We start from the raw sequence: 20,809 nt of genomic DNA on the forward strand, positions 1-20,809 counted from the left end.
AAACTCAAACGCGGAACGACTCACCGCAGCCGCAGCGGTCGCGCTCGTTGGGGTTGTTGAAGCGGAAACCTTCGTTCAGGCCTTCGCGCACGAAGTCAAGTTCCGTGCCGTCGATGTAGGCCAAGCTTTTGGGGTCCACCAAGACCTTGACGCCGTGGCCTTCGAAGACCACATCTTCCGGGGCGATCTCGTCCACATATTCCAGCTTGTAGGCCAGACCGGAACATCCCGTGGTCTTGACGCCCAGGCGCACACCGACACCCGAGCCACGTTTGGCCAAGTAGCGGGTCACATGCCGCGCAGCGGCGGCAGACAGTGAGATGGCCATGTCAGTTCAGGTGTTTCTTTTTGTAGTCATCCACTGCGGCCTTGATGGCGTCTTCGGCCAGGATGGAGCAGTGGATCTTGACGGGCGGCAGCGCCAGCTCTTCGGCGATCTGGCTGTTCTTCAAGGCCGCGGCTTCGTCGAGTGTCTTGCCCTTGACCCACTCGGTCACGAGCGAGCTGGAGGCGATGGCCGAGCCACAACCGTAAGTCTTGAAGCGCGCGTCTTCGATCACACCGGTTGTCGGGTTGACCTTGATCTGCAACTTCATCACGTCGCCGCAAGCTGGCGCACCGACCATGCCGGTGCCCACGCTGTCGTCGCCCTTGTCAAAAGAGCCCACGTTGCGGGGGTTTTCATAGTGGTCAACCACTTTTTCAGAATAAGCCATTTCAATTCTCCTAAATTTATGTCGCTCAGCCCAAAGGGTTCAGGGCGCGAAGCGTTGTCGCAGACAGTGCTTGAGCACGGCAAGACAACGCGACAAAGCCCTGGGCCATTTGGGCGACGCGGCTCAGTGGGCCGCCCATTGGATGGTGCTCAAATCGATGCCATCTTTGTGCATTTCCCACAGGGGGCTGAGGTCGCGCAACTTGGCCACGTTCTCACGGATGGTCTGGATCGCGTAGTCGATGTCTTCTTCGGTGGTCCAGCGGCCGATCGTCATGCGCAGGCTGCTGTGTGCCAACTCGTCGCTGCGGCCCAGCGCGCGCAGCACATAGCTGGGCTCCAAGCTGGCCGATGTGCAGGCCGAGCCCGACGAGACCGCCAAGCCCTTGATGCCCATGATGAGCGATTCGCCTTCCACGAAGTTGAAGCTCATGTTGATGTTGTGCGGCACGCGCTGGGTGGCGTGGCCGTTCAAAAACACCTGCTCCATGTCGCTCAGGCCGTTGATCAATCGGTCGTGCAGAGCCCGCGCTTTGGCGTTGTCCTGGGCCATTTCCAGCTTGGCGATGCGGAACGCTTCACCCATGCCGACGCACTGGTGCGTGGGCAAGGTGCCCGAACGCATGCCGCGCTCGTGACCGCCGCCGTGCATTTGCGCTTCCAGGCGAATGCGGGGCTTGCGGCGCACATACAAAGCGCCAATGCCTTTGGGGCCGTAGGTTTTGTGCGAGGCCAGGCTCATCAAGTCGATGGGCAGCTGGGTCATGTCGATCTCGACCTTGCCCGTGGCTTGCGCCGCATCGACGTGGAAGACGATGCCTTTTTCGCGGCACAAATTGCCAATGGCGGTCACGTCCTGGATCACACCGATTTCGTTGTTCACGAACATCACGCTGATCAGAATGGTGTCCGGACGGATCGCGGCTTTGAGCGCATCCATGTTCAGCAAACCATCGGCCTGCACGTCCATGTAGGTCACTTCAAAACCCTGGCGCTCGAGCTCACGCATGGTGTCCAGAACGGCTTTGTGCTCGGTCTTGACGGTGATCAGGTGCTTGCCGCGTGACTTGTAGAAGTTCGCTGCACCCTTGATGGCCAGGTTGTTGGACTCGGTGGCGCCGCTGGTCCAGACGATTTCGCGGGGGTCGGCGCCGATCAGGTCAGCCACTTGCTCACGGGCTGTTTCCACGGCGGCTTCGGCTTCCCAGCCCCAGGCGTGGCTGCGGGATGCGGGGTTGCCAAAGTGCTCACGCAACCAAGGCACGATGGCGTCCACCACACGGGGATCGCAAGGGTTGGTGGCGCCGTAATCAAGGTAGATGGGGAAATGGGGTGTGGTCATGGTCTGTACTTCTTCGGGTATCAGGATTTGGCAAACATATTGCCCAGGTCAAACACCGAGTTGGGCACATTCACGCGAATCGGTTGGCTGATCGGCATGGGGGCAATGGCCCGCTTGATGCTGGGTTTGTTTTCAACGACCAGGCCTTTGGCCAACTGGTCGTCCACCAACTTTTGCAGGGAAACGGAATCGAGAAACTCGACCATTTTGGAGTTCAGCGAAGCCCACAGGTCGTGCGTCATGCAACGGCCTTCACCACCGTTGCAGTTTTCCTTGCCACCGCAGTGGGTGGCATCGATGGGCTCGTCCACCGACAAAATGATGTCGGCCACCGTGATTTCAGTGGATTTGCGGCCCAAGGTGTAGCCGCCGCCGGGGCCACGGGTGGACTCGACCAGGTTGTGGCGGCGCAGCTTGCCAAACAACTGCTCTAAATAAGACAGTGAAATCTGTTGGCGCTGGCTGATGGCGGCCAAGGTCACAGGGCCCGCATCTTGGCGCAAGGCCAGATCGATCATGGCGGTGACGGCGAAACGGCCTTTGGTGGTTAAACGCATGGCAGACTCCTAATTTGAGGGGGTGCTGGGCCGGGACATCCAAGAGTTCCCGACTAAGCAAGTCAAGTATAAAGCAAACCCGATTAAAACACTCGGGTTAAAGGGGCATTCACTTCATGCTCAGGCCCGGATCAGGGGCACGATGTTGTCCCCACCGGTTGCGCCAAAGGCCTGCTCTTTCAAAATGGTCAACTGGTCGCGCACCTGAGCGGCTTTCTCGAACTCCAGGTTGCGCGCGTGCTCCATCATTTGCTTTTCCAGCTGTTTGATGGCCCGGGCGATGTCTTTCTCGCTCATGTCTTCCACTTTGGCCCGCTGCATCGCAGCTTGCTCCAGGCGTTCGGCCTCTTTGCCCGACTTTTCGCTGTAAACGCCGTCGATCAGGTCTTTCACCTTTTTGACAATGCTCTTGGGCGTGATGCCCATGGCCTCGTTGTGCGCCACCTGCTTGATGCGGCGGCGCTCGGTCTCGCCCATGGCTTTTTTCATCGACTCGGTGATGCGGTCGGCATACAAAATGGCGCGGCCATTGAGGTTTCGGGCCGCTCGGCCGATGGTCTGGATCAAGCTGCGTTCGGAGCGCAAGAAACCCTCTTTGTCCGCATCCAGAATGGCCACCAGCGACACCTCTGGAATGTCCAGGCCCTCGCGCAGCAAGTTGATGCCCACCAGCACATCAAACGCCCCCAGGCGCAGGTCACGCAAAATTTCCACCCGCTCCACCGTGTCCACATCGCTGTGCAAGTAGCGCACTTTCACACCGTTGTCGCTCAGGTAATCGGTCAGTTGCTCCGCCATGCGTTTGGTCAGTGTGGTAATCAGCACGCGCTCGTGCTTGTCCACCCGGATGCGGATTTCCTGCAGCACGTCGTCCACCTGGTGGGTGGCGGGCCGCACTTCCACCTCCGGATCGACCAAGCCCGTGGGCCTGACCACCTGTTCGACCACTTTGCCTGCGTGCGTTTTTTCGTAGTCGGCTGGGGTGGCCGAGACAAAGATGCACTGGCGCATGCGTTTCTCAAACTCCTCAAATTTGAGGGGGCGGTTGTCCAAGGCGCTGGGCAGACGAAACCCATACTCCACCAAGGTGGTCTTGCGGGCCCGGTCTCCGTTGTACATGGCATTGAGCTGGCCAATCATCTGGTGGCTTTCGTCCAGAAACATGATGGCGTCAGGCGGCATGTAGTCGGTCAGCGTGCTGGGGGCATCGCCCGGAGCGGCGCCCGACAGGTGCCGGGTGTAGTTCTCAATGCCCTTGCAGTGCCCCACTTCGGAGAGCATTTCCAGGTCAAACCGGGTGCGCTGCTCCAACCGCTGGGCTTCCACCAACTTGCCCATGCCCACCAACTCTTTCAGGCGTTGGGCGAGTTCGACCTTGATGGTTTCCACCGCCGCCAGCACCTTGTCGCGCGGCGTCACATAGTGGCTGGAAGGGTAAACGGTGAAGCGCGGAATCTTTTGGCGGATGCGCCCTGTGAGCGGATCGAACAGCTGCAAGCTCTCGATCTCGTCGTCAAACAGCTCAATGCGAATGGCCAGCTCGGAGTGTTCGGCCGGGAACACGTCGATGGTGTCGCCGCGCACGCGAAATTTGCCCCGACTGAACTCCATGTCATTGCGCTGGTACTGCATGCGGATCAGCTGCGCGATCACATCGCGTTGGCCCAGCTTGTCGCCCGTGCGCAGCGTCATGATCATGCGGTGGTAACTCTCAGGCTCACCAATGCCGTAGATGGCAGACACCGTGGCCACGATCACCACATCACGCCGCTCCATGATGCTTTTGGTACACGACAGGCGCATCTGCTCGATGTGCTCGTTGATGGCCGAGTCCTTTTCGATGAACAAGTCGCGCTGGGGCACATAGGCCTCGGGCTGGTAGTAGTCGTAATAGCTGACGAAATACTCGACCGCGTTTTTAGGGAAAAATTCGCGAAATTCACTGTAAAGCTGCGCTGCCAGCGTTTTGTTGGGCGCGAACACAATGGCCGGACGGCCCACCTGAGCGATCACATTGGCCATGGTGAAGGTCTTGCCCGAACCCGTCACGCCGAGCAAAGTCTGGAACACCTCGCCGTCGTTCACCCCCTCGACCAACTGCTCGATCGCCACAGGCTGGTCTCCCGCAGGCGGGTAAGGCTGGTAAAGCTCGAAAGGCGAGTCGGGATAGCGGATGAATTGGCCCGCAGCGTAGGGGTCAGCGTCAGGCACAAGGTCAAGAACTGGGGTATCGGACACGGTGGGCTTCTTTTGTAGGGGACTGTGGGCCAAACCAAGCAACAGGGGCCGTTAAAATAAGGGACAACCCGAAAGCCTAACCGAGGAACGGGTTTCCTGCCACCCATGTACCCCATTCAAGGACTTTCCATGTCTCTGTTTTCCGCCGTCGAAATGGCCCCCCGTGACCCGATCTTGGGCCTGAATGAACAATTCAACGCCGACACCAACCCCAACAAGGTGAACTTGGGTGTTGGCGTGTACTTCGACGACAACGGCAAGCTGCCCCTGCTGCAGTGCGTTCAAGCGGCTGAAAAAACCATGATGGCCACCCCTTCGGCCCGCGGTTACCTGCCGATCGACGGCATCGTGGCCTATGACAACGCCGTCAAAGCACTGGTCTTTGGCGCTGACTCGGATGTGGTCAAGTCGGGACGCGTGTCCACCGTGCAGGCCATCGGCGGCACGGGTGGCCTGAAGATCGGCGCCGACTTTTTGAAGAAAGTCAGCCCCAATGCCAAAGTCCTGATCTCGGACCCCAGCTGGGAAAACCACCGTGCCATCTTTGTGAACGCTGGTTTTGAAGTCGGCTCCTACGCCTACTATTACGCCGAAAAGCGTGGTGTGAACTTCGACGGCATGCTGGCCAGCCTGAACGCGGCAGCGCCCGGCACCATCGTCGTGCTGCACGCTTGCTGCCACAACCCCACCGGCTATGACATCACCGACGCCCAATGGCAACAGGTCATCGCTGTCGTCAAGGCCAAGGGCCTCACCGCCTTCCTCGACATGGCCTATCAAGGCTTTGGCCATGGCATTGCCGAAGACGGCGCCGTGATCGGCAAGTTTGTGGCTGCTGGCCTGAACATCTTCGTGTCGACCTCCTTTTCCAAAAGCTTCAGCCTCTATGGCGAGCGCGTCGGCGCCCTGTCGGTGGTGGCCAATGACAAAGAAGAAGCTTCGCGCGTGCTCAGCCAGCTCAAAATCGCGATCCGCACCAACTACTCCAACCCGCCCATCCATGGGGGTGCCGTGGTGGCCGCCGTCTTGAACAACCCCGAGCTGCGCGCCCAATGGGAAAGCGAATTGGGCGAAATGCGGGTGCGCATCAAGGCCATGCGCCAAAAATTGGTGGACAGCCTCAAGGCTGCGGGTGTGAAGCAAGACATGGGTTTCATCACGACGCAGATCGGCATGTTCAGCTACTCGGGTCTGACCAAAGACCAGATGGTGCGTCTGCGCAGCGAGTTTGGCGTGTACGGCACCGACACCGGCCGCATGTGCGTGGCTGCGCTCAACAGCAAAAACATCGACTATGTTTGCGCTGCGATCGCCAAAGTCATTTGAATTGACACGCGTCAAGTCTGACGCTTGGCTTGCAACCGCCCCTGACGGGGCGGTTTCTTTTTGGACGGTCGGGAAAGTGACTGCCAATTAGGGGAGCCACTCAAAAAATACCGTGCGGTCTCCTGTAGTATTGCTGCACCGCACCATTTTGTTGCAAGGGAAATGCCAAATGCTTTATCAGATTTTTGAAACCCAACGCTCGATCATGGAGCCTTTTTCCGATCTGGCACAAGCGGCAGCGAAACTCTTTAGCAACCCCCTGAACCCCATGTCCCAGACGCCCTTGGCGCAACGCACGTCGGCGGGTTACGCCCTGATGCACCGCTTGGGCAAGGACTACGAAAAGCCAGAATTCGGCATCAAGACCGTCAAGGTCAACGAAACCGATGTGGCCATCCACGAGCGCATCGAGATCGACAAGCCTTTTTGCGAGCTGCGCCGCTTCAAACGCTTCTCGGACGATCCCGCCACGCTGACACAACTCAAGGCCCAACCGGCCGTGCTGATCGTGGCCCCCTTGTCCGGTCACTACGCCACTTTGTTGCGCGACACGGTCAAAACCATGCTGCAAGACCACAAGGTCTACATCACCGATTGGAAAAACGCCCGATTGGTCCCCCTGGAAGCGGGCGAATTCCATTTGGATGACTACATCAACTATGTGCAGGAGTTCATCCGCCACCTGCAATCGATCTATGGCAACTGCCACATCGTGAGCGTGTGCCAGCCCACCGTGCCCGTGATGGCGGCCGTCTCTCTCATGGCCAGCCGTGGCGAAAAGACCCCCTTGACCATGACCATGATGGGCGGCCCGATCGACGCGCGCAAATCACCCACTTCGGTGAACAACCTGGCCACCAACAAAAGCTTTGAATGGTTTGAGAACAACGTCATCTACCGCGTGCCAGCCAACTTCCCAGGCGCGGGTCGTCGTGTGTACCCCGGCTTTTTGCAGTACACCGGTTTCGTGGCCATGAACCCCGACCGTCATGCCAAGAGCCATTACGATTACTTCAAAGACCTGATCAAAGGCGACGACGCCAGCACAGAAGCGCACCGCAAGTTTTATGACGAGTACAACGCCGTGCTCGACATGGATGCCGATTACTACTTGGAAACCATCGCGACCGTGTTCCAGGACTTCAAACTGGTCAACGGCACCTGGGACGTCAAGGGCGTGGACGGCAAAGTGGAGCGGGTTCGGCCACAAGACATCAAAGGCACCGCGCTGATGACGGTGGAAGGCGAGCTGGACGACATCTCCGGCTCCGGCCAGACCCGTGCTGCGCAAGACATGTGCACAGGCGTTGCCGCCCAGGACCGTTTGCATTTGGAAGTGCCAGGCGCAGGCCACTACGGGATTTTCAGCGGCAGCCGCTGGCGCAAAGTGGTGTACCCGCAAGTGGTCAAGTTCATCCAGAGCCACGTGGCGCCTGTCAAGGCCAAGGCCCAGGCTACACCTGTCAAGGCCAAAGCTGCCGCCAAACCGGTGGCCGTCAAGCCTGAGACCCTTGCCCCCCAAGCCGTGGTCAAACCAGCCGCCAAACCGGCTGTCAAACCCGCAGCCAAAGCGGCGGTGAAGGCAACGGCCAAAGCCACGCCCAAGCCTGCGGCTAAGGCCCCGGCTGTCAAAACCACTTGGGTGGCCCCCAAGAAAAAAGTCTGAGGTCCATGCCAAGCCTCCCAGAAACAGCGCCTGAAACCCAGGCGCTTTTTCAATGCCTGAACGACGCGCTGCCGCAAACGCAGTGCACCCGCTGCGGCTACCCCGACTGCGCCAGCTATGCCCTGGCCATGGCGCAGGGCCAAGCGGCGATCAACCAATGTCCACCCGGTGGACAAGCCGGCATTGAGCGTCTGGCACAACTCACCGGACGGCCGGTTGTGCCGCTCAACCCAGAGCATGGGGCCGAGGGGCCCAGACACATCGCCATCATCGACGAAGCCTGGTGCATCGGCTGCACGCTGTGCATCAAGGCTTGCCCGACCGATGCCATCTTGGGTGCCAACAAGCGCATGCACACCGTGATCGAGCCCTGGTGCACGGGCTGCGAGCTGTGCATCCCGGTTTGCCCTGTGGATTGCATCCAGCTGGAGAACGTGACCGGGGCAAACACCGGATGGGCCGCATGGTCAAGCGAGCAAGCGCTCACAGCCCGCCAGCGTTACCAATCGCGTCAGCAGCGCCTTGTGCGCGAAGAACACGACCACCAACAGCAATTGCAAACCAAGGCCGAGCACAAACTGGCGGACTTGGCCGCACACACCAAGGGTGCAGACACGCCCCCCGAGCTGGACCGCAAGCGCGCCATCATCGAGGCGGCACTGGCCAAAGCCAAAGCCCGCCAGACCGGGGTCTGACGGGCTTTGGAGAGACGGGTGCCAGGGCCCATGCCCCAGACCTAAAACGCTGCAGCCCAGCGCTCCAGATCCGCGTCCCGTCAGTGCGCGTTGCTGGCCAAAGCCGCAAAGGCCTTGACCACTTCGGCCGGGGCCTGCACCAGCTCGATCAACACGCCTTCACCGCCAATGGGGAACTCTTCGTTCGCCTTGGGGTGCAAAAACGTGATGTCAAAACCGGCCGCGCCCTTGCGGATGCCGCCCGGCGCAAAACGCACGCCTTGCGAGGTGAGCCATTCGACGGCCACTGGCAAATCGTCGATCCACAAGCCGATGTGGTTCAGCGGCGTGGTGTGCACTGCGGGCTTTTTCTCGGGGTCCAGCGGTTGCATCAAATCGACCTCGACCTTGAAAGGGCCGGTGCCGATGGCGCAGATGTCTTCGTCCACGTTCTCGCGTTCGCTTTGGAAGGTGCCGGTCACCTCCAGACCGAACATCTCGACCCAGAGTTTTTGCAAGCGGCCCTTGTCAGACCCACCGATGGCAATTTGCTGGACACCCAGCACTTTGAAGGGGCGCTGGCTGCTCATTTATTCGAACTCCACGATCATCTGGTCCACGGTGAGGGATTCGCCTTTGGCCGCGACCACTTTCTTGACCACGCCGTCTGCGGCTGCAAACAACACGTTTTCCATCTTCATGGCCTCGATCACGGCCACACGCTCACCGGCTTGCACCTTCTGGCCCACGCTGACCGCCACATCGACCAGCAAGCCGGGCATGGGCGACAAGACAAAGCGGCTCAGGTCAGGCGGGGCCTTGTAAGGCATGAGTTTGTGCAACTCGGCCATGCGTGGCGACATCACCAGTGCTTCGATCCTTGTCCCGTTGTGTTGCACTTGCAATGCCAAGGGGTTCTTCAAGGTCCCGCGCTCAATTTGGGCGGTGAATGGCTGACCGTTGCAAGTGCCTTCAATCCGAATGTCGTTCAGGCGCGAATTGCTGGCGATGGCGTAGGTTTTGCCATTGACCGTGATCTGCGCTTCGCCGTGCTTGCCCGTGAACTCGGCCACATGCACAGGCACGTAACGGTTCTGGCCGGATTTGCCCAGCTCCACCACCGCATAGTCTTGTCCCACTTGCACGTCGTAGCCCGGCAACTGGCCGCTCAGACCGGCCGCACGCTCGCGCGACTTGCGGCGCACAAACGCGGCCAAGGCGGCCAGAAAATCGTGGTCATCGTGCGGCACGTCCTCGGCTCGGAAACCTTGGCTGTATTGCTCGGCAATGAAGCCGGTGTTGAAGTCACCCGAGACAAAACGGGGGTGCGCCAACAAAGCCGCCTGGAAAGGGATGTTGGAGCTGATGCCGCGGATGACAAAACCGTTCAAGGCTTCGCGCATTTTGGCGATCGCCTCGTTGCGGTCTTTGCCGTGCACGATGAGTTTGGCGATCATCGAGTCGTAGAACATCGGGATCTCGCCGCCGTCTTGCACGCCGGTGTCCACGCGCACACCGTGCAGCTGAGCCGTGTTGCCTTGGAACATGGTTTGCTTGGGCGTCTGAAAACGCACCAAACGCCCTGTCGAAGGCAAGAAGTTGCGGAACGGGTCTTCGGCGTTGATGCGGCACTCGATGGCCCAACCATCGCGTTTGACATCGGCTTGGCCAAAGGCCAGCTTCTCGCCAGCGGCCACGCGGATCATTTGCTCAACCAAGTCGAGCCCGGTGATGGCCTCGGTGACCGGATGCTCCACCTGCAAGCGGGTGTTCATCTCGAGGAAGTAGAAGCTTTGGTCTTTGCCGACCACAAATTCCACCGTGCCCGCCGATTGGTATTTCACCGCCTTGGCCAGCTGCACCGCTTGCTCGCCCATGGCTTTGCGGGTGGCTTCGCTGATGAAGGGTGACGGCGCCTCTTCGATCACTTTTTGGTGGCGGCGCTGGATCGAGCACTCGCGCTCATTCAAATACACCACGTTGCCATGGCTGTCGCCCAGCACCTGGATTTCGATGTGACGGGGCTCTTCGACAAACTTTTCGATGAACACGCGGTCGTCACCAAAGCTGTTGCGGGCTTCGTTGCGGCAAGAGGTGAAGCCTTCAAAAGCTTCCTTGTCATTGAAGGCCACGCGCAAACCTTTGCCGCCGCCGCCCGCGGAGGCCTTGATCATGACGGGGTAGCCAATGCCTTTGGCGATTTCAACCGCCTTCTCTGGGGTCTCGATGGCATCGTTCACACCCGGTATGCAGTTCACGCCAGCAGCGCCCGCCAACTTCTTCGATTCGATCTTGTCGCCCATGGCGGCGATCGAAAAGTGACGCGGGCCGATGAAGGCAATGCCTTCGTCCTCGCAGCGCTTGGCGAACTCGGCGTTCTCGCTCAAAAAGCCGTAGCCGGGGTGAATGGCTTGAGCGCCTGTGGCTTTGGCGGCTGCAATGATCTTGTCTGCCACCAGGTAAGACTCGCGCGAAGCCGCTGGGCCAATCAACACCGCCTCGTCGGCCAGTTGCACGTGGCGGGCCTCTTTGTCGGCTTCAGAGTAAACCGCCACGGTTTGGATGCCCATTTTGTGAGCGGTGGCGATGACACGGCAGGCGATTTCGCCGCGGTTTGCAATCAAAATTTTGGTAAACATGTTCTTCTTCTCCTAGCGGCTCAGAGCGGAATGTTGCCGTGCTTGCGCCATGGGTTGTCGATCTTCTTGTCTTTCAACATCACCAGCGAGCGGCAGATGCGCTTGCGGGTTTCGTGCGGTTGAATGACGTCGTCGATGAAACCGCGCGCCCCAGCCACAAAGGGGTTGGCAAAGCGGGCTTTGTATTCGGCTTCTTTGGCGGCCAGTTTTTCGGGGTCGCCCTTGTCTTCGCGGAAGATGATCTCCACAGCGCCCTTGGCACCCATGACCGCAATTTCGGCGTTGGGCCAGGCGAAATTCACGTCACCGCGCAGGTGTTTGGAGGCCATCACGTCGTAGGCGCCGCCGTAAGCCTTGCGGGTGATGACGGTGATTTTGGGCACCGTGCACTCGGCATACGCATACAACAACTTGGCACCGTGCTTGATGATGCCGCCATACTCTTGCGAGGTGCCAGGCATGAAACCGGGCACATCCACAAAGGTGATGACGGGGATGTTGAAGGCATCGCAAAAACGCACAAAGCGGGCCGCTTTGATGGAGCTCTTGATGTCCAAGCAACCGGCCAGCACCAAAGGCTGGTTGGCCACGATACCGACGGTTTGGCCTTCCATGCGGGCAAAGCCGATCAGGATGTTTTTGGCGTAGTCGGGTTGCAGTTCAAAGAAGTCGCCATCGTCCACGGTTTTGACGATCAGCTCCTTCATGTCATAGGCTTTGTTGGGGTTCTCGGGCACCAAAGTGTCCAGGCTCATGTCCAAGCGGCCCGAAGGGTCGCCGCTGGCACGCACGGGCGCTTTTTCGCGGTTGTTGAGCGGCAGATAGTTGTAGAGGCGGCGCAACATCAACAACGCTTCCACGTCGTTCTCGAACGCCATGTCGGCCACACCGCTCTTGGTGGTGTGCGTCAACGCGCCGCCCAACTCCTCAGCGGTCACCTCTTCGTGGGTCACGGTTTTGACCACTTCAGGGCCCGTGACGAACATGTAAGAGGTGTCTTTGACCATGAAAATGAAGTCGGTCAGCGCTGGCGAATACACCGCACCACCGGCCGATGGGCCCATGATCATGCTGATCTGGGGCACCACACCACTGGCCATCACATTGCGCTGGAACACGTCGGCATAGCCGCCCAGCGAGGCCACACCCTCCTGGATGCGGGCACCGCCCGAATCGTTCAGACCGATCACGGGCGCGCCGACTTTCATGGCTTGGTCCATGATCTTGCAAATTTTCTCGGCATGCGTTTCGGACAAAGCGCCGCCGTAGACGGTGAAGTCTTGGCTGTGAGCAACTCGTCGGCCAAGGCGCGGTGGTCCGCACGCGTGGATTCGAGCAGCGTGATGGCTTTGGCCATGGCGCGGCGCTGCCCGGCAGCGTTGCCGTGCAACAGCGCGTCGAGCAACTGGGCAGGACTCACCCAAGGGCCTTTTTGATCTGCTCGAGCACATCCTTGGCGCTGACCGGGATCGGGGTGCCGGGGCCGTAGATGCCTTTGACGCCGGCTTCGTAGAGCATGTCGTAGTCCTGGCGCGGAATCACGCCACCCACGAACACGATGATGTCGTCTGCGCCCTGCTTCTTGAGCTCGGCGATGATGGCGGGCACCAGGGTTTTGTGGCCTGCGGCCAAGGTGCTCACACCCACGGCGTGCACGTCGTTTTCGATCGCCTGGCGGGCGCATTCTTCCGGGGTCTGGAACAGCGGGCCCATGTCCACGTCGTAGCCCAGGTCGGCGAACGCGGTGGCGACCACTTTGGCCCCCCGGTCGTGGCCGTCCTGGCCGAGCTTGGAGATCATCACGCGGGGGCGGCGCCCTTGCACTTCGGCGAAGGCCGCAATGTCCGCTTTGAGCTGGTTCCAGTATTCCATGGTGTCTCCCACGTTGTCACCGTCGTCATAAGCCGCGGCGTACACGCCCGTGACTTTTTGCGTGTCGGCGCGGTGGCGGCCAAAGGCTTTTTCCAGCGCGTCCGACACCTCGCCCACGGTGGCGCGCAGACGCACGGCCTGGATGGACAGGTCGAGCAGGTTGCCCTGACCCGACTCGGCGGCAGCGCTCAGCGCGTCCAGCGCAGCCTGCACCTTGGCGCTGTCACGCGTCGCACGGATCTTGTTCAGGCGTTCGATCTGGCCATCGCGCACCCGCACGTTGTCGATCGACAGCGTCTCAATCGGGTCTTCCTTGGCCAGCTTGTATTTGTTCACGCCCACGATGACGTCTTTGCCGGAGTCGATTCGGGCTTGCTTTTCGGCCGCAGCCGCTTCGATCTTGAGCTTGGCCCAGCCGCTGCCCACCGCTTTGGTCATGCCGCCCATGGCTTCGACTTCTTCGATGATCGCCCAGGCCTTGTCGGCCATCTCTTGGGTCAGGCTCTCCATCATGTAGCTGCCCGCCCAGGGGTCGATCACGTTGGTGATGTGGGTCTCTTCTTGGATGATGAGCTGGGTGTTGCGGGCAATGCGCGAGCTGAATTCGGTGGGCAGTGCGATGGCCTCGTCAAACGAGTTGGTGTGCAGCGACTGGGTGCCACCAAACACGGCCGCCATGGCTTCGATGGTGGTGCGCACCACGTTGTTGTAAGGGTCTTGCTCGGTGAGCGACCAGCCCGACGTTTGGCTGTGCGTGCGCAGCATCAGGCTCTTGGGGTTTTGGGCGTCAAAGCCCTTCATGATGCGGCACCACAGCAGGCGGGCCGCACGCATCTTGGCGATCTCCAAATAGAAGTTCATGCCCACCGCCCAGAAGAAAGACAGGCGGCCCGCGAACTCGTCCACGTCCATGCCCTTGGCCATCGCCGTCTTCACGTATTCCTTGCCGTCCGCCAAGGTGAAAGCCATCTCGAGCGCTTGGTTGGCCCCGGCTTCTTGCATGTGGTAGCCCGAGATCGAGATCGAGTTGAACTTGGGCATGTTCTTGGCCGTGTACTCGATGATGTCGCCGATGATCTTCATCGACGGCTCGGGCGGGTAGATGTAGGTGTTGCGCACCATGAACTCTTTCAGAATGTCGTTCTGAATCGTTCCTGAGAGTTTGTCTTGTGCGACGCCCTGCTCTTCAGCCGCCACCACATAGCCCGCCAGCACAGGCAGGACTGCGCCGTTCATGGTCATGGACACACTGACCTTGTCCAGCGGGATCTGGTCAAACAAGATCTTCATGTCTTCGACCGAGTCAATCGCCACACCGGCTTTGCCCACGTCGCCCGTCACGCGCGGGTGGTCGGAGTCGTAGCCGCGGTGTGTGGCCAGGTCAAACGCGACCGACACGCCCTGGCCGCCCGCAGCCAAGGCCTTGCGGTAGAAGGCATTGGACTCTTCGGCGGTGGAAAAGCCTGCGTACTGGCGGATCGTCCAGGGGCGCACGGCGTACATGGTGGCCTGCGGGCCACGCAGGAAAGGCTCAAAGCCCGGCAGCGTGTTCGCGTAAGGCAAGTTGGCCGTGTCTTCGGCGGTGTAGAGGGGCTTGACGACGATGCCGTCGGGCGTCTTCCAGTTCAGGGCGCTCACATCCCCACCCGGGGCGGACTTGACCGCCGCTTTTTGCCAAGCTTGCAGGTTGGAGGCGTTGAATTCAAAGGATTTGGACGTCATGGCGCTGTGCTTTCGGGACAAAAATGGCTGAGCCGGATTTTGGCAGCCCGGGGCTGCCTGCCGGCTTACAAGTACCGTGATTCATAATTATTGATGCAGAATATTTTAACCGGCTTACAATGGAGCGCCTGAAACGCCCGAAATACCGTTTGGCTGCCCCCGAACCGATGTCCACCGCTACGCCCCATGTCCGCCCTGTCCCTTGCCCCCCGCGCCCTGTACGAAGAAGTTGCCGAACTGTTGCGGCAGCGGATTTTTGCGCGCGAACTGGAGCCGGGCAGCTGGATTGACGAATTGCGCATCGCCGAAGCGCTGGGCATCAGCCGCACCCCGCTGCGCGAAGCGCTCAAGGTGCTGGCGGCCGAAGGCTTGGTGACCATGAAGGTGCGCCGAGGCGCCTATGTGACCGAGGTCAGCGAGAAAGACCTGCGCGATGTGTACCACCTGCTGGCCCTGCTGGAGTCAGATGCGGCGCGCGTGGTGGCCCAAAACGCCAGTGCCGATCAGCTCCAGCAGATCGAAACGCTGCACCTTGACCTGGAACAGGCCAGTGCCGACCGGGATCGTTTTTTTGAAATCAACGAAGCCTTCCACATGCTGCTGCTGCAGATCGCCGATAACCGCTGGCGCGACCAGATGGTGGCCGATTTGCGCAAGGTGATGAAGCTCAACCGGCACAGCTCGCTCTTCAAAGAGGGGCGCATTGCGCAATCATTGGCCGAGCACAGCGCCATTGTTCAGGCCCTGAAAGAGCGTCAGCCGGAGTTGGCCGCGCAGCGGATGCAAGCCCACTTCAGCCATGGGCTGCAAGCCGCCACCTGAAGCCGCGCGGGTTCAAGGCGAATAAATAAGCGCCAATTCAGTGAAAAACCCGAATTTTGTAGGGACTTTCACTAAAATCACATTTTTGACGCTCGAGCCACAAAAACGTGGCCATTTTCGAAAATGCTGAATATCCAGAACTTGCGCATCGGGACCCGACTGGGTTTGTCCTTTGCCATCTTGCTCGCCTTGCTTGTCGCCATGGCTGCGGTCGGTATCCAGGAATTGGCCAAGGTGGCCAAAGACACGGACACCATCGCGCATGATCGGCTGATCAAAGTCAGTCTGGCGCAAACGATCGAAAACGAGGTGAACCGGCAATCGCGCGCGATCCGCACCGCTTTGATCGCCGATGACAAAAAAGTGGTCGCTGCCGAATTGGAAAAAATCAAAGACTCGGCACCCCGCATCACCGATGCCGTCGCTCGGCTCCAAGCCACCGTGGACACAGCCGAGGGCCAAGCAGCTTTGACCCGCTTGGTCCAAGCCCAGAAAGTTTTCGAAGACCACGAGCACAAACTGATCGGTCTCATCAAGGCCAACCGCATTGAGCGAGGACAAGCGTACCTGGTCGAGGAAATGCTCAAGCCCCAAACGGACTACATCCTGAGCGTTGAAGCCTTGGCTGAAACCGAGAAAAAAGAGATCGAGACTTTCGCCGTCGATGCGGCAGAAAACGCCGCACTGGGTCAAAACATCATGCTGACGATCGCGCTCACCGCCGTGGTCATCGCTTTGGTGGTGGCCTTGCTGACCACCCGCTCCATCACACAACCCCTGCAGCAATTGCAAAACTTGCTGAGTGAAGTGGAAAAAACCTCGGACTTCAGCAAGCGCATGGCGCAAGTCGGCAAAGACGAAGTGGCCTTGACGGCGATCGCCTTCAACCAAATGCTCGATGCCCAACAACGGGCCATTCGGGAAGTCAACCAAGTGGTCTCGGCGATGGCCCAAGGCGACTTTGACACCCGCATCAGCACCGATTTGCGTGGCGATTTGGCCCACATGAAGCAAGCGGTCAACGACAGTTCAGAAAGCGTCAAAGTCACCATGGCGGCGCTCAATGAGGTGATGCAGTCACTGCACGATGGCCACTTCGGCGTGCAGATCCAAGCCCAAGTCCATGGGCAATTCAAGGTGACCTTGGACCATGCTGCGAAGGCCACTGCAGCCCTTCAAGCCATGATGGGTGAGGTCGGACAAGTGATGTCACGCGTGTCTCAAGGTGACTTGACCAGCCGTGTTCAAGCAGCCGGACGTGGCGACTTGGAACAGCTGAAAATCAACATCAACCAGTCCCTGGACACACTCGCACGCACCTTGCGGGAAATCAACACCAACACCCAGTTGCTGGCCTCCCAAGCCACCCAAACCAACCAAGCCGTGTCACAAATCGCCGCCGGCGCAGACACGCAGACCACGTCCATCGGTCAGGTGGCCACAGCCCTGCGCATGAGTTCGGACTCGATTGCCGATGTCTCCAGCAACACCGAATCGGCCAGCTACCAGTCCAGAGAATCCGTGGCTTTGGTGCGCAGTGGCAAACAAAAAATGTTGCAGATGGCCGAGGTCGTCAACAACATCGCGGCCAACTCGCAAAAGATCAACAAAATCTCAGAGGTCATTGAAAGCATTGCCAACCGGACCAATCTTTTGAGCCTGAACGCGGCCATCGAAGCGGCCCGCGCAGGTGAACAAGGCAAAGGCTTTGCCGTGGTCGCTGACGAAGTGGGCAAGCTGGCCGTCAGCAGTGCCGAAAGCACCAAAGAGATTGCGATTTTGGTCAAACAAGCCACCGTCGAGGCGCAACGAGCCGTTCAAACGGTCTCGGGGGTCAATGAAGACATGGACAAAATCGAAGCGGGCGCCGGGAAAACAGATGGCATGCTGCAACGCATTGCGGCAGCCGTCGAAGAGCAAAGCAGCGCCCTGCAAGAAATTGATGCCAACGTTTCGAACTTGAACCACATTGCCGGCAACAACGCCGCAGCCGCCGACGAATTGACGGCCACAGCCCTGGAGTTGGAAAAAATTGCCGACAACAACCGCCGTGAAGTGGAAAAGTTCCACTTTTAAGCGGCGCTCAGATCAGCGGTCTGAGTGGCGGGACTCGAAACACCCTTCACCCAGAACAGGCTGAGGGCCACGCCACGCATCAGTCCGTGACCACCGCTCCGCGCGCCAGCGCCGCACGGGCCAGCCGCCAGACTTCGCGCGGCGGCAAAGGCTTGAGCTTGTGGTCACTCCAGACTTGTCGCCACAAACGTCCGCCGCGTTGGCCGTGGTACAGGCCCAGCATGTGGCGGGCAATCGCATACCAGGGGCAACCGTCTTCGGCAAAGGCCCGCTCCATGTAGGCCACCATGGCCTCTTCCACCGCTTCGCGGCTCGGCACTTGGTGGGCATCGCCATAAAAGGTGGCGTCCCAGCTGCCCAAGAGCCAAGGGTTGTAATAAGCCTCGCGCCCGACCATCACCCCATCGGCGTGCTGCAAATGCAAGGCGATGTCTTCGTTGGTCTTGATGCCGCCGTTCACGGCGATCAGCAGCCCCGGAAAGTCCTTTTTGAGTTGGTAGGCCAGCTCGTAACGCAGAGGCGGAATCTCCCGGTTTTCCTTGGGGCTCAGACCATCGAGCCAGGCATTGCGCGCATGCACGATGAAAACCTTGCAGCCGGCTTCGCTCACGGTGCCCACAAAGTCTCGCACAAAGTCGTAGCTTTCGATGCGGTCAATGCCAATGCGGTGTTTGACGGTCACCGGCACATCCACCACGTCCAGCATGGCTTTCACGCCATCGGCCACGGTGCTCGGCTCGTTCATCAGGCAGGCGCCAAATGCGCCGCGCTGCACGCGGTCTGAGGGGCAGCCGCAGTTGAGGTTGATCTCGTCGTAACCCCACTCTTGTCCCAACTTGGCCGCGTGCGCCAAATCGGCGGCGTCGCTGCCGCCCAGTTGCAGGGCCACGGGGTGCTCTTCGGCGTTGAAGCGCAGGTGCCGCTGCACACTGCCGTGGCGCAAAGCGCCGGTGGTCACCATCTCGGTGTACAGCAAGGTGTGGCGGGTCAGCAGGCGGTGAAAAAACCGGCAATGGCGGTCGGTCCAGTCCATCATGGGGGCGACGCTCAGACGCCAGGGATGGAACACTGGACTTGGCAAGGTGACTTCAGACATGCACCGATTATCCCAGCCCCATCAGAGGGGCGTCGCAAAAACAAACCCCGCCGAAGCGGGGTTGGTTGAAGCGGGTCGAAAACGACTCAGCCCATGTGCAAACCACCGTTGACCGAGAAGTCAGCGCCGGTGGCGTAACCGCCCTCTTCGCTGGCCAACCACGACACGATGGAGGCAATTTCGCTGGGCTTGCCCAAGCGCTTGACCGGCACCGTGGCCACGATTTTTTCCAGCACATCGGGACGGATGGCGTTGACCATGTCGGTGCCGATGTAGCCCGGGCTGACCGTGTTCACGGTCACGCCTTTGGTGGCCATTTCTTGCGCCAAGGCCATCGAGAAACCATGCATGCCGGCTTTGGCGGCCGAGTAGTTGGTTTGGCCCGCTTGGCCTTTGTTGCCGTTCACCGAGGAGATCTGGATGATTCGGCCCCAGCCTTTTTCCACCATGTCGGGCACGACCTGTTTGGTCACGTTGAACATGGAGTTCAGGTTGGTGTCGATCACCGCATCCCAGTCTTCGCGTGTCATCTTCAAGAACACGCGGTCCTTGGTGATGCCGGCGTTGTTCACCAGCACATCGATGACGCCATGCTCTTCTTTGGCTTTGGTGAACGCGGCGACGGTGGAGTCCCAATCACCCACGTTGCCCACCGAGGCGTAGAAGGTGTAGCCCAGGGCTTTTTGCTCGTCCAGCCATTTGGTGAAGTCACGCGTTGGGCCGCAGCCGGCAATGACCTTGAAACCTTCTTTGTGAAGGCGCTGGCAAATCGCGGTACCAATACCGCCCATGCCACCTGTGACGTACGCTACTTTTTGACTCATGTTTGTCTCCATTTTTATGAGTGGTTGAAATGATGGGAAATTAAAAATCAGACGCGCTCGATGGCCAGTGACACGCCCATGCCACCACCAATGCACAGAGCGGCCAAGCCCTTCTTGGCTTGGGTGCGCTGCATTTCATGCAACAAGGTCACCAAAATGCGGCAGCCGGACGCGCCAATGGGGTGACCAATCGCGATCGCACCGCCGTTGACGTTGACTTTGGCCGGATCGATGTCCAAGGCACGGTTGACGGCGCAGGCCTGCGCAGCAAAGGCTTCGTTCAGTTCGAAGAGGTCCACATCTTGGGCTTTCCACCCCGCACGGGCCAGCGCCTTTTGCGATGCCGGCACGGGCCCCATGCCCATGGTGGCTGGGTCCAGACCGCTGGTGCCAAAAGCGGCAATGCGGGCCAAGGGCTTGAGGCCCAAAGCGGCAGCTTTCTTGGCGCTCATGACCATCACAGCGGCCGCGCCGTCGTTGATGCCCGAGGCGTTGCCTGCGGTCACGCTACCGGCCTTGTCAAAGGCGGGGCGCAGACCGGCCAGCACTTCTTGGCTGGTTTTCTTGTTGATGAATTCATCGGTGTTGAACACCAAGGCATCGCCCTTGCGCTGCGGAATCATCACATCGACGATTTCGTCTTTGAACTTGCCCGCTTCTTGCGCCGCCGCCGCCTTGCTTTGGCTGCCCGCAGCCAAAGCGTCTTGCATTTCACGCGTGATGCCGTGGGCCTTGGCCACGTTTTCGGCGGTGATGCCCATATGGTACTGGTTGTACACGTCCCACAAGCCGTCCACGATCATGGTGTCGGTCATCTTCCAGTCGCCCATGCGCTGGCCGTCGCGGCTGCCGTTCAAAACATGGGGGCTGGCGCTCATGTTTTCCTGGCCGCCGGCGATCACGATTTCGCTGTCCCCCCAAGCCACCGCTTGCGCGGCCAGCATCACGGCCTTGAGGCCAGAGCCGCACACCGCGTTGATGGTCAGAGCGGGCGTTTCCTTGGCCACACCGGCTTTCATCATGGCTTGACGCGCAGGGTTTTGGCCCACGCCTGCGGCCAGCACTTGGCCCATGATCACTTCACCGATGGCATCCACGGGCAAACCGCTGCGCTCGAGCAAGCCTTTGATGACGATGCTGCCCAGCTCGGTGGCCGGCGTTTTGGCGAGCGAGCCGCCAAATTTGCCCACGGCTGTGCGGGCTGCTGCAACGATGACGATGTCTTCCATTTTTGTCTCCA

General features: G+C 59.8%; 16 protein-coding genes and 2 pseudogenes. 5 read left to right on the forward strand and 13 right to left on the reverse strand.

What is annotated here, in order from left to right; translation table 11 throughout:
• Window positions 1-4 precede the first annotated feature (4 nt).
• From iscA to uvrB, 5 genes are all read right to left on the reverse strand, one after another.
• Window positions 5-328: an iron-sulfur cluster assembly protein IscA gene (gene iscA / locus B9Z31_RS00130; RefSeq protein WP_019425275.1), complete on the reverse strand. Its 324-nt coding sequence runs from the start codon at window positions 326-328 to the stop codon at window positions 5-7.
• 1 nt (window position 329) lies between these two features.
• Window positions 330-716, reverse strand: coding sequence for a Fe-S cluster assembly scaffold IscU (gene iscU / locus B9Z31_RS00135; protein WP_062405706.1), 387 nt, complete (start codon window positions 714-716; stop codon window positions 330-332).
• A gap of 123 nt (window positions 717-839) precedes the next feature.
• Window positions 840-2,057: an IscS subfamily cysteine desulfurase gene (locus B9Z31_RS00140; RefSeq protein ID WP_100117563.1), complete on the reverse strand. Its 1,218-nt coding sequence runs from the start codon at window positions 2,055-2,057 to the stop codon at window positions 840-842.
• A gap of 20 nt (window positions 2,058-2,077) precedes the next feature.
• Window positions 2,078-2,614, reverse strand: a complete 537-nt coding sequence (gene iscR / locus B9Z31_RS00145) for a Fe-S cluster assembly transcriptional regulator IscR (protein WP_100117564.1) — start codon at window positions 2,612-2,614, stop codon at window positions 2,078-2,080.
• Window positions 2,615-2,734: 120 nt separating this feature from the next.
• The gene (uvrB, locus tag B9Z31_RS00150) at window positions 2,735-4,825 is read right to left on the reverse strand and encodes an excinuclease ABC subunit UvrB (RefSeq protein ID WP_100117565.1); all 2,091 of its coding nucleotides are present in this window, start codon (window positions 4,823-4,825) and stop codon (window positions 2,735-2,737) included.
• A 156-nt stretch (window positions 4,826-4,981) separates the two neighbouring features.
• On the opposite strand from uvrB, the gene B9Z31_RS00155 reads away from it, so the two are divergent.
• From B9Z31_RS00155 to rsxB, 3 genes are all read left to right on the forward strand, one after another.
• A complete protein-coding gene (locus tag B9Z31_RS00155) occupies window positions 4,982-6,178 on the forward strand; it encodes an amino acid aminotransferase (RefSeq protein WP_100117903.1) in 1,197 nt (398 codons plus the stop codon).
• A gap of 169 nt (window positions 6,179-6,347) precedes the next feature.
• Entirely contained in the window at window positions 6,348-7,844 is a 1,497-nt protein-coding gene (locus tag B9Z31_RS00160; protein WP_100117904.1) for a polyhydroxyalkanoate depolymerase, read from the forward strand.
• A 5-nt stretch (window positions 7,845-7,849) separates the two neighbouring features.
• A complete protein-coding gene (rsxB, locus tag B9Z31_RS00165; RefSeq protein WP_100117566.1) occupies window positions 7,850-8,539 on the forward strand; it encodes an electron transport complex subunit RsxB in 690 nt (229 codons plus the stop codon).
• Between the two features lie 80 nt (window positions 8,540-8,619).
• On the opposite strand, the gene B9Z31_RS00170 is transcribed toward rsxB, so the two are convergent.
• The 5 genes and pseudogenes from B9Z31_RS00170 to scpA form a co-directional block, all read right to left on the reverse strand.
• Window positions 8,620-9,108, reverse strand: coding sequence for a VOC family protein (locus B9Z31_RS00170; RefSeq protein WP_100117567.1), 489 nt, complete (start codon window positions 9,106-9,108; stop codon window positions 8,620-8,622).
• The gene (locus B9Z31_RS00175) at window positions 9,109-11,157 is read right to left on the reverse strand and encodes an acetyl/propionyl/methylcrotonyl-CoA carboxylase subunit alpha (protein WP_100117568.1); all 2,049 of its coding nucleotides are present in this window, start codon (window positions 11,155-11,157) and stop codon (window positions 9,109-9,111) included. It abuts the gene before it with no gap.
• 20 nt (window positions 11,158-11,177) lie between these two features.
• Window positions 11,178-12,443 (reverse strand): annotated as a pseudogene (locus tag B9Z31_RS00180) (acyl-CoA carboxylase subunit beta); the annotation flags it as partial.
• Window positions 12,440-12,577: pseudogene (locus B9Z31_RS00185) on the reverse strand (methylmalonyl Co-A mutase-associated GTPase MeaB); the annotation flags it as partial. The pseudogenes B9Z31_RS00180 and B9Z31_RS00185, both read right to left, overlap by 4 nt.
• Window positions 12,574-14,751, reverse strand: a complete 2,178-nt coding sequence (scpA, locus tag B9Z31_RS00190) for a methylmalonyl-CoA mutase (protein ID WP_100117569.1) — start codon at window positions 14,749-14,751, stop codon at window positions 12,574-12,576. The pseudogene B9Z31_RS00185 and the gene scpA, both read right to left, overlap by 4 nt.
• Window positions 14,752-14,937: 186 nt before the next feature.
• On the opposite strand from scpA, the gene B9Z31_RS00195 reads away from it, so the two are divergent.
• Both B9Z31_RS00195 and B9Z31_RS00200 read left to right on the forward strand, forming a co-directional pair.
• A complete protein-coding gene (locus tag B9Z31_RS00195; RefSeq protein WP_100117570.1) occupies window positions 14,938-15,573 on the forward strand; it encodes a GntR family transcriptional regulator in 636 nt (211 codons plus the stop codon).
• A gap of 123 nt (window positions 15,574-15,696) precedes the next feature.
• Window positions 15,697-17,649: a methyl-accepting chemotaxis protein gene (locus B9Z31_RS00200; RefSeq protein WP_100117571.1), complete on the forward strand. Its 1,953-nt coding sequence runs from the start codon at window positions 15,697-15,699 to the stop codon at window positions 17,647-17,649.
• A 79-nt stretch (window positions 17,650-17,728) separates the two neighbouring features.
• On the opposite strand, the gene dusA is transcribed toward B9Z31_RS00200, so the two are convergent.
• The 3 genes from dusA to B9Z31_RS00215 all read right to left on the reverse strand — a co-directional run bounded on the left by dusA (window position 17,729) and on the right by B9Z31_RS00215 (window position 20,798).
• Window positions 17,729-18,745, reverse strand: a complete 1,017-nt coding sequence (gene dusA, locus B9Z31_RS00205; RefSeq protein ID WP_100117572.1) for a tRNA dihydrouridine(20/20a) synthase DusA — start codon at window positions 18,743-18,745, stop codon at window positions 17,729-17,731.
• 86 nt (window positions 18,746-18,831) lie between these two features.
• A complete protein-coding gene (gene phbB, locus B9Z31_RS00210; RefSeq protein ID WP_100117905.1) occupies window positions 18,832-19,569 on the reverse strand; it encodes an acetoacetyl-CoA reductase in 738 nt (245 codons plus the stop codon).
• Window positions 19,570-19,616: 47 nt separating this feature from the next.
• Window positions 19,617-20,798, reverse strand: coding sequence for an acetyl-CoA C-acetyltransferase (locus tag B9Z31_RS00215; RefSeq protein ID WP_100117573.1), 1,182 nt, complete (start codon window positions 20,796-20,798; stop codon window positions 19,617-19,619).
• Window positions 20,799-20,809: the final 11 nt, after the last annotated feature.

Source organism: Limnohabitans sp. G3-2 (assembly GCF_002778275.1).
Classification (GTDB): domain Bacteria; phylum Pseudomonadota; class Gammaproteobacteria; order Burkholderiales; family Burkholderiaceae_C; genus Limnohabitans_A.

What these genes read in the sequence shown, in the direction of transcription:
- iscA (WP_019425275.1), bottom strand. Translation starts at nt 328, where the DNA reads ATGGCCATCTCACTGTCTGCCGCCGCTGCGCGGCATGTGACCCGCTAC.
- iscU (WP_062405706.1), bottom strand. Translation starts at nt 716, where the DNA reads ATGGCTTATTCTGAAAAAGTGGTTGACCACTATGAAAACCCCCGCAAC.
- B9Z31_RS00140 (WP_100117563.1), bottom strand. Translation starts at nt 2,057, where the DNA reads ATGACCACACCCCATTTCCCCATCTACCTTGATTACGGCGCCACCAAC.
- iscR (WP_100117564.1), bottom strand. Translation starts at nt 2,614, where the DNA reads ATGCGTTTAACCACCAAAGGCCGTTTCGCCGTCACCGCCATGATCGAT.
- B9Z31_RS00155 (WP_100117903.1), top strand. Translation starts at nt 4,982, where the DNA reads ATGTCTCTGTTTTCCGCCGTCGAAATGGCCCCCCGTGACCCGATCTTG.
- B9Z31_RS00160 (WP_100117904.1), top strand. Translation starts at nt 6,348, where the DNA reads ATGCTTTATCAGATTTTTGAAACCCAACGCTCGATCATGGAGCCTTTT.
- rsxB (WP_100117566.1), top strand. Translation starts at nt 7,850, where the DNA reads ATGCCAAGCCTCCCAGAAACAGCGCCTGAAACCCAGGCGCTTTTTCAA.
- B9Z31_RS00170 (WP_100117567.1), bottom strand. Translation starts at nt 9,108, where the DNA reads ATGAGCAGCCAGCGCCCCTTCAAAGTGCTGGGTGTCCAGCAAATTGCC.
- B9Z31_RS00175 (WP_100117568.1), bottom strand. Translation starts at nt 11,157, where the DNA reads ATGTTTACCAAAATTTTGATTGCAAACCGCGGCGAAATCGCCTGCCGT.
- scpA (WP_100117569.1), bottom strand. Translation starts at nt 14,751, where the DNA reads ATGACGTCCAAATCCTTTGAATTCAACGCCTCCAACCTGCAAGCTTGG.
- B9Z31_RS00195 (WP_100117570.1), top strand. Translation starts at nt 14,938, where the DNA reads ATGTCCGCCCTGTCCCTTGCCCCCCGCGCCCTGTACGAAGAAGTTGCC.
- B9Z31_RS00200 (WP_100117571.1), top strand. Translation starts at nt 15,697, where the DNA reads ATGCTGAATATCCAGAACTTGCGCATCGGGACCCGACTGGGTTTGTCC.
- dusA (WP_100117572.1), bottom strand. Translation starts at nt 18,745, where the DNA reads ATGTCTGAAGTCACCTTGCCAAGTCCAGTGTTCCATCCCTGGCGTCTG.
- phbB (WP_100117905.1), bottom strand. Translation starts at nt 19,569, where the DNA reads ATGAGTCAAAAAGTAGCGTACGTCACAGGTGGCATGGGCGGTATTGGT.
- B9Z31_RS00215 (WP_100117573.1), bottom strand. Translation starts at nt 20,798, where the DNA reads ATGGAAGACATCGTCATCGTTGCAGCAGCCCGCACAGCCGTGGGCAAA.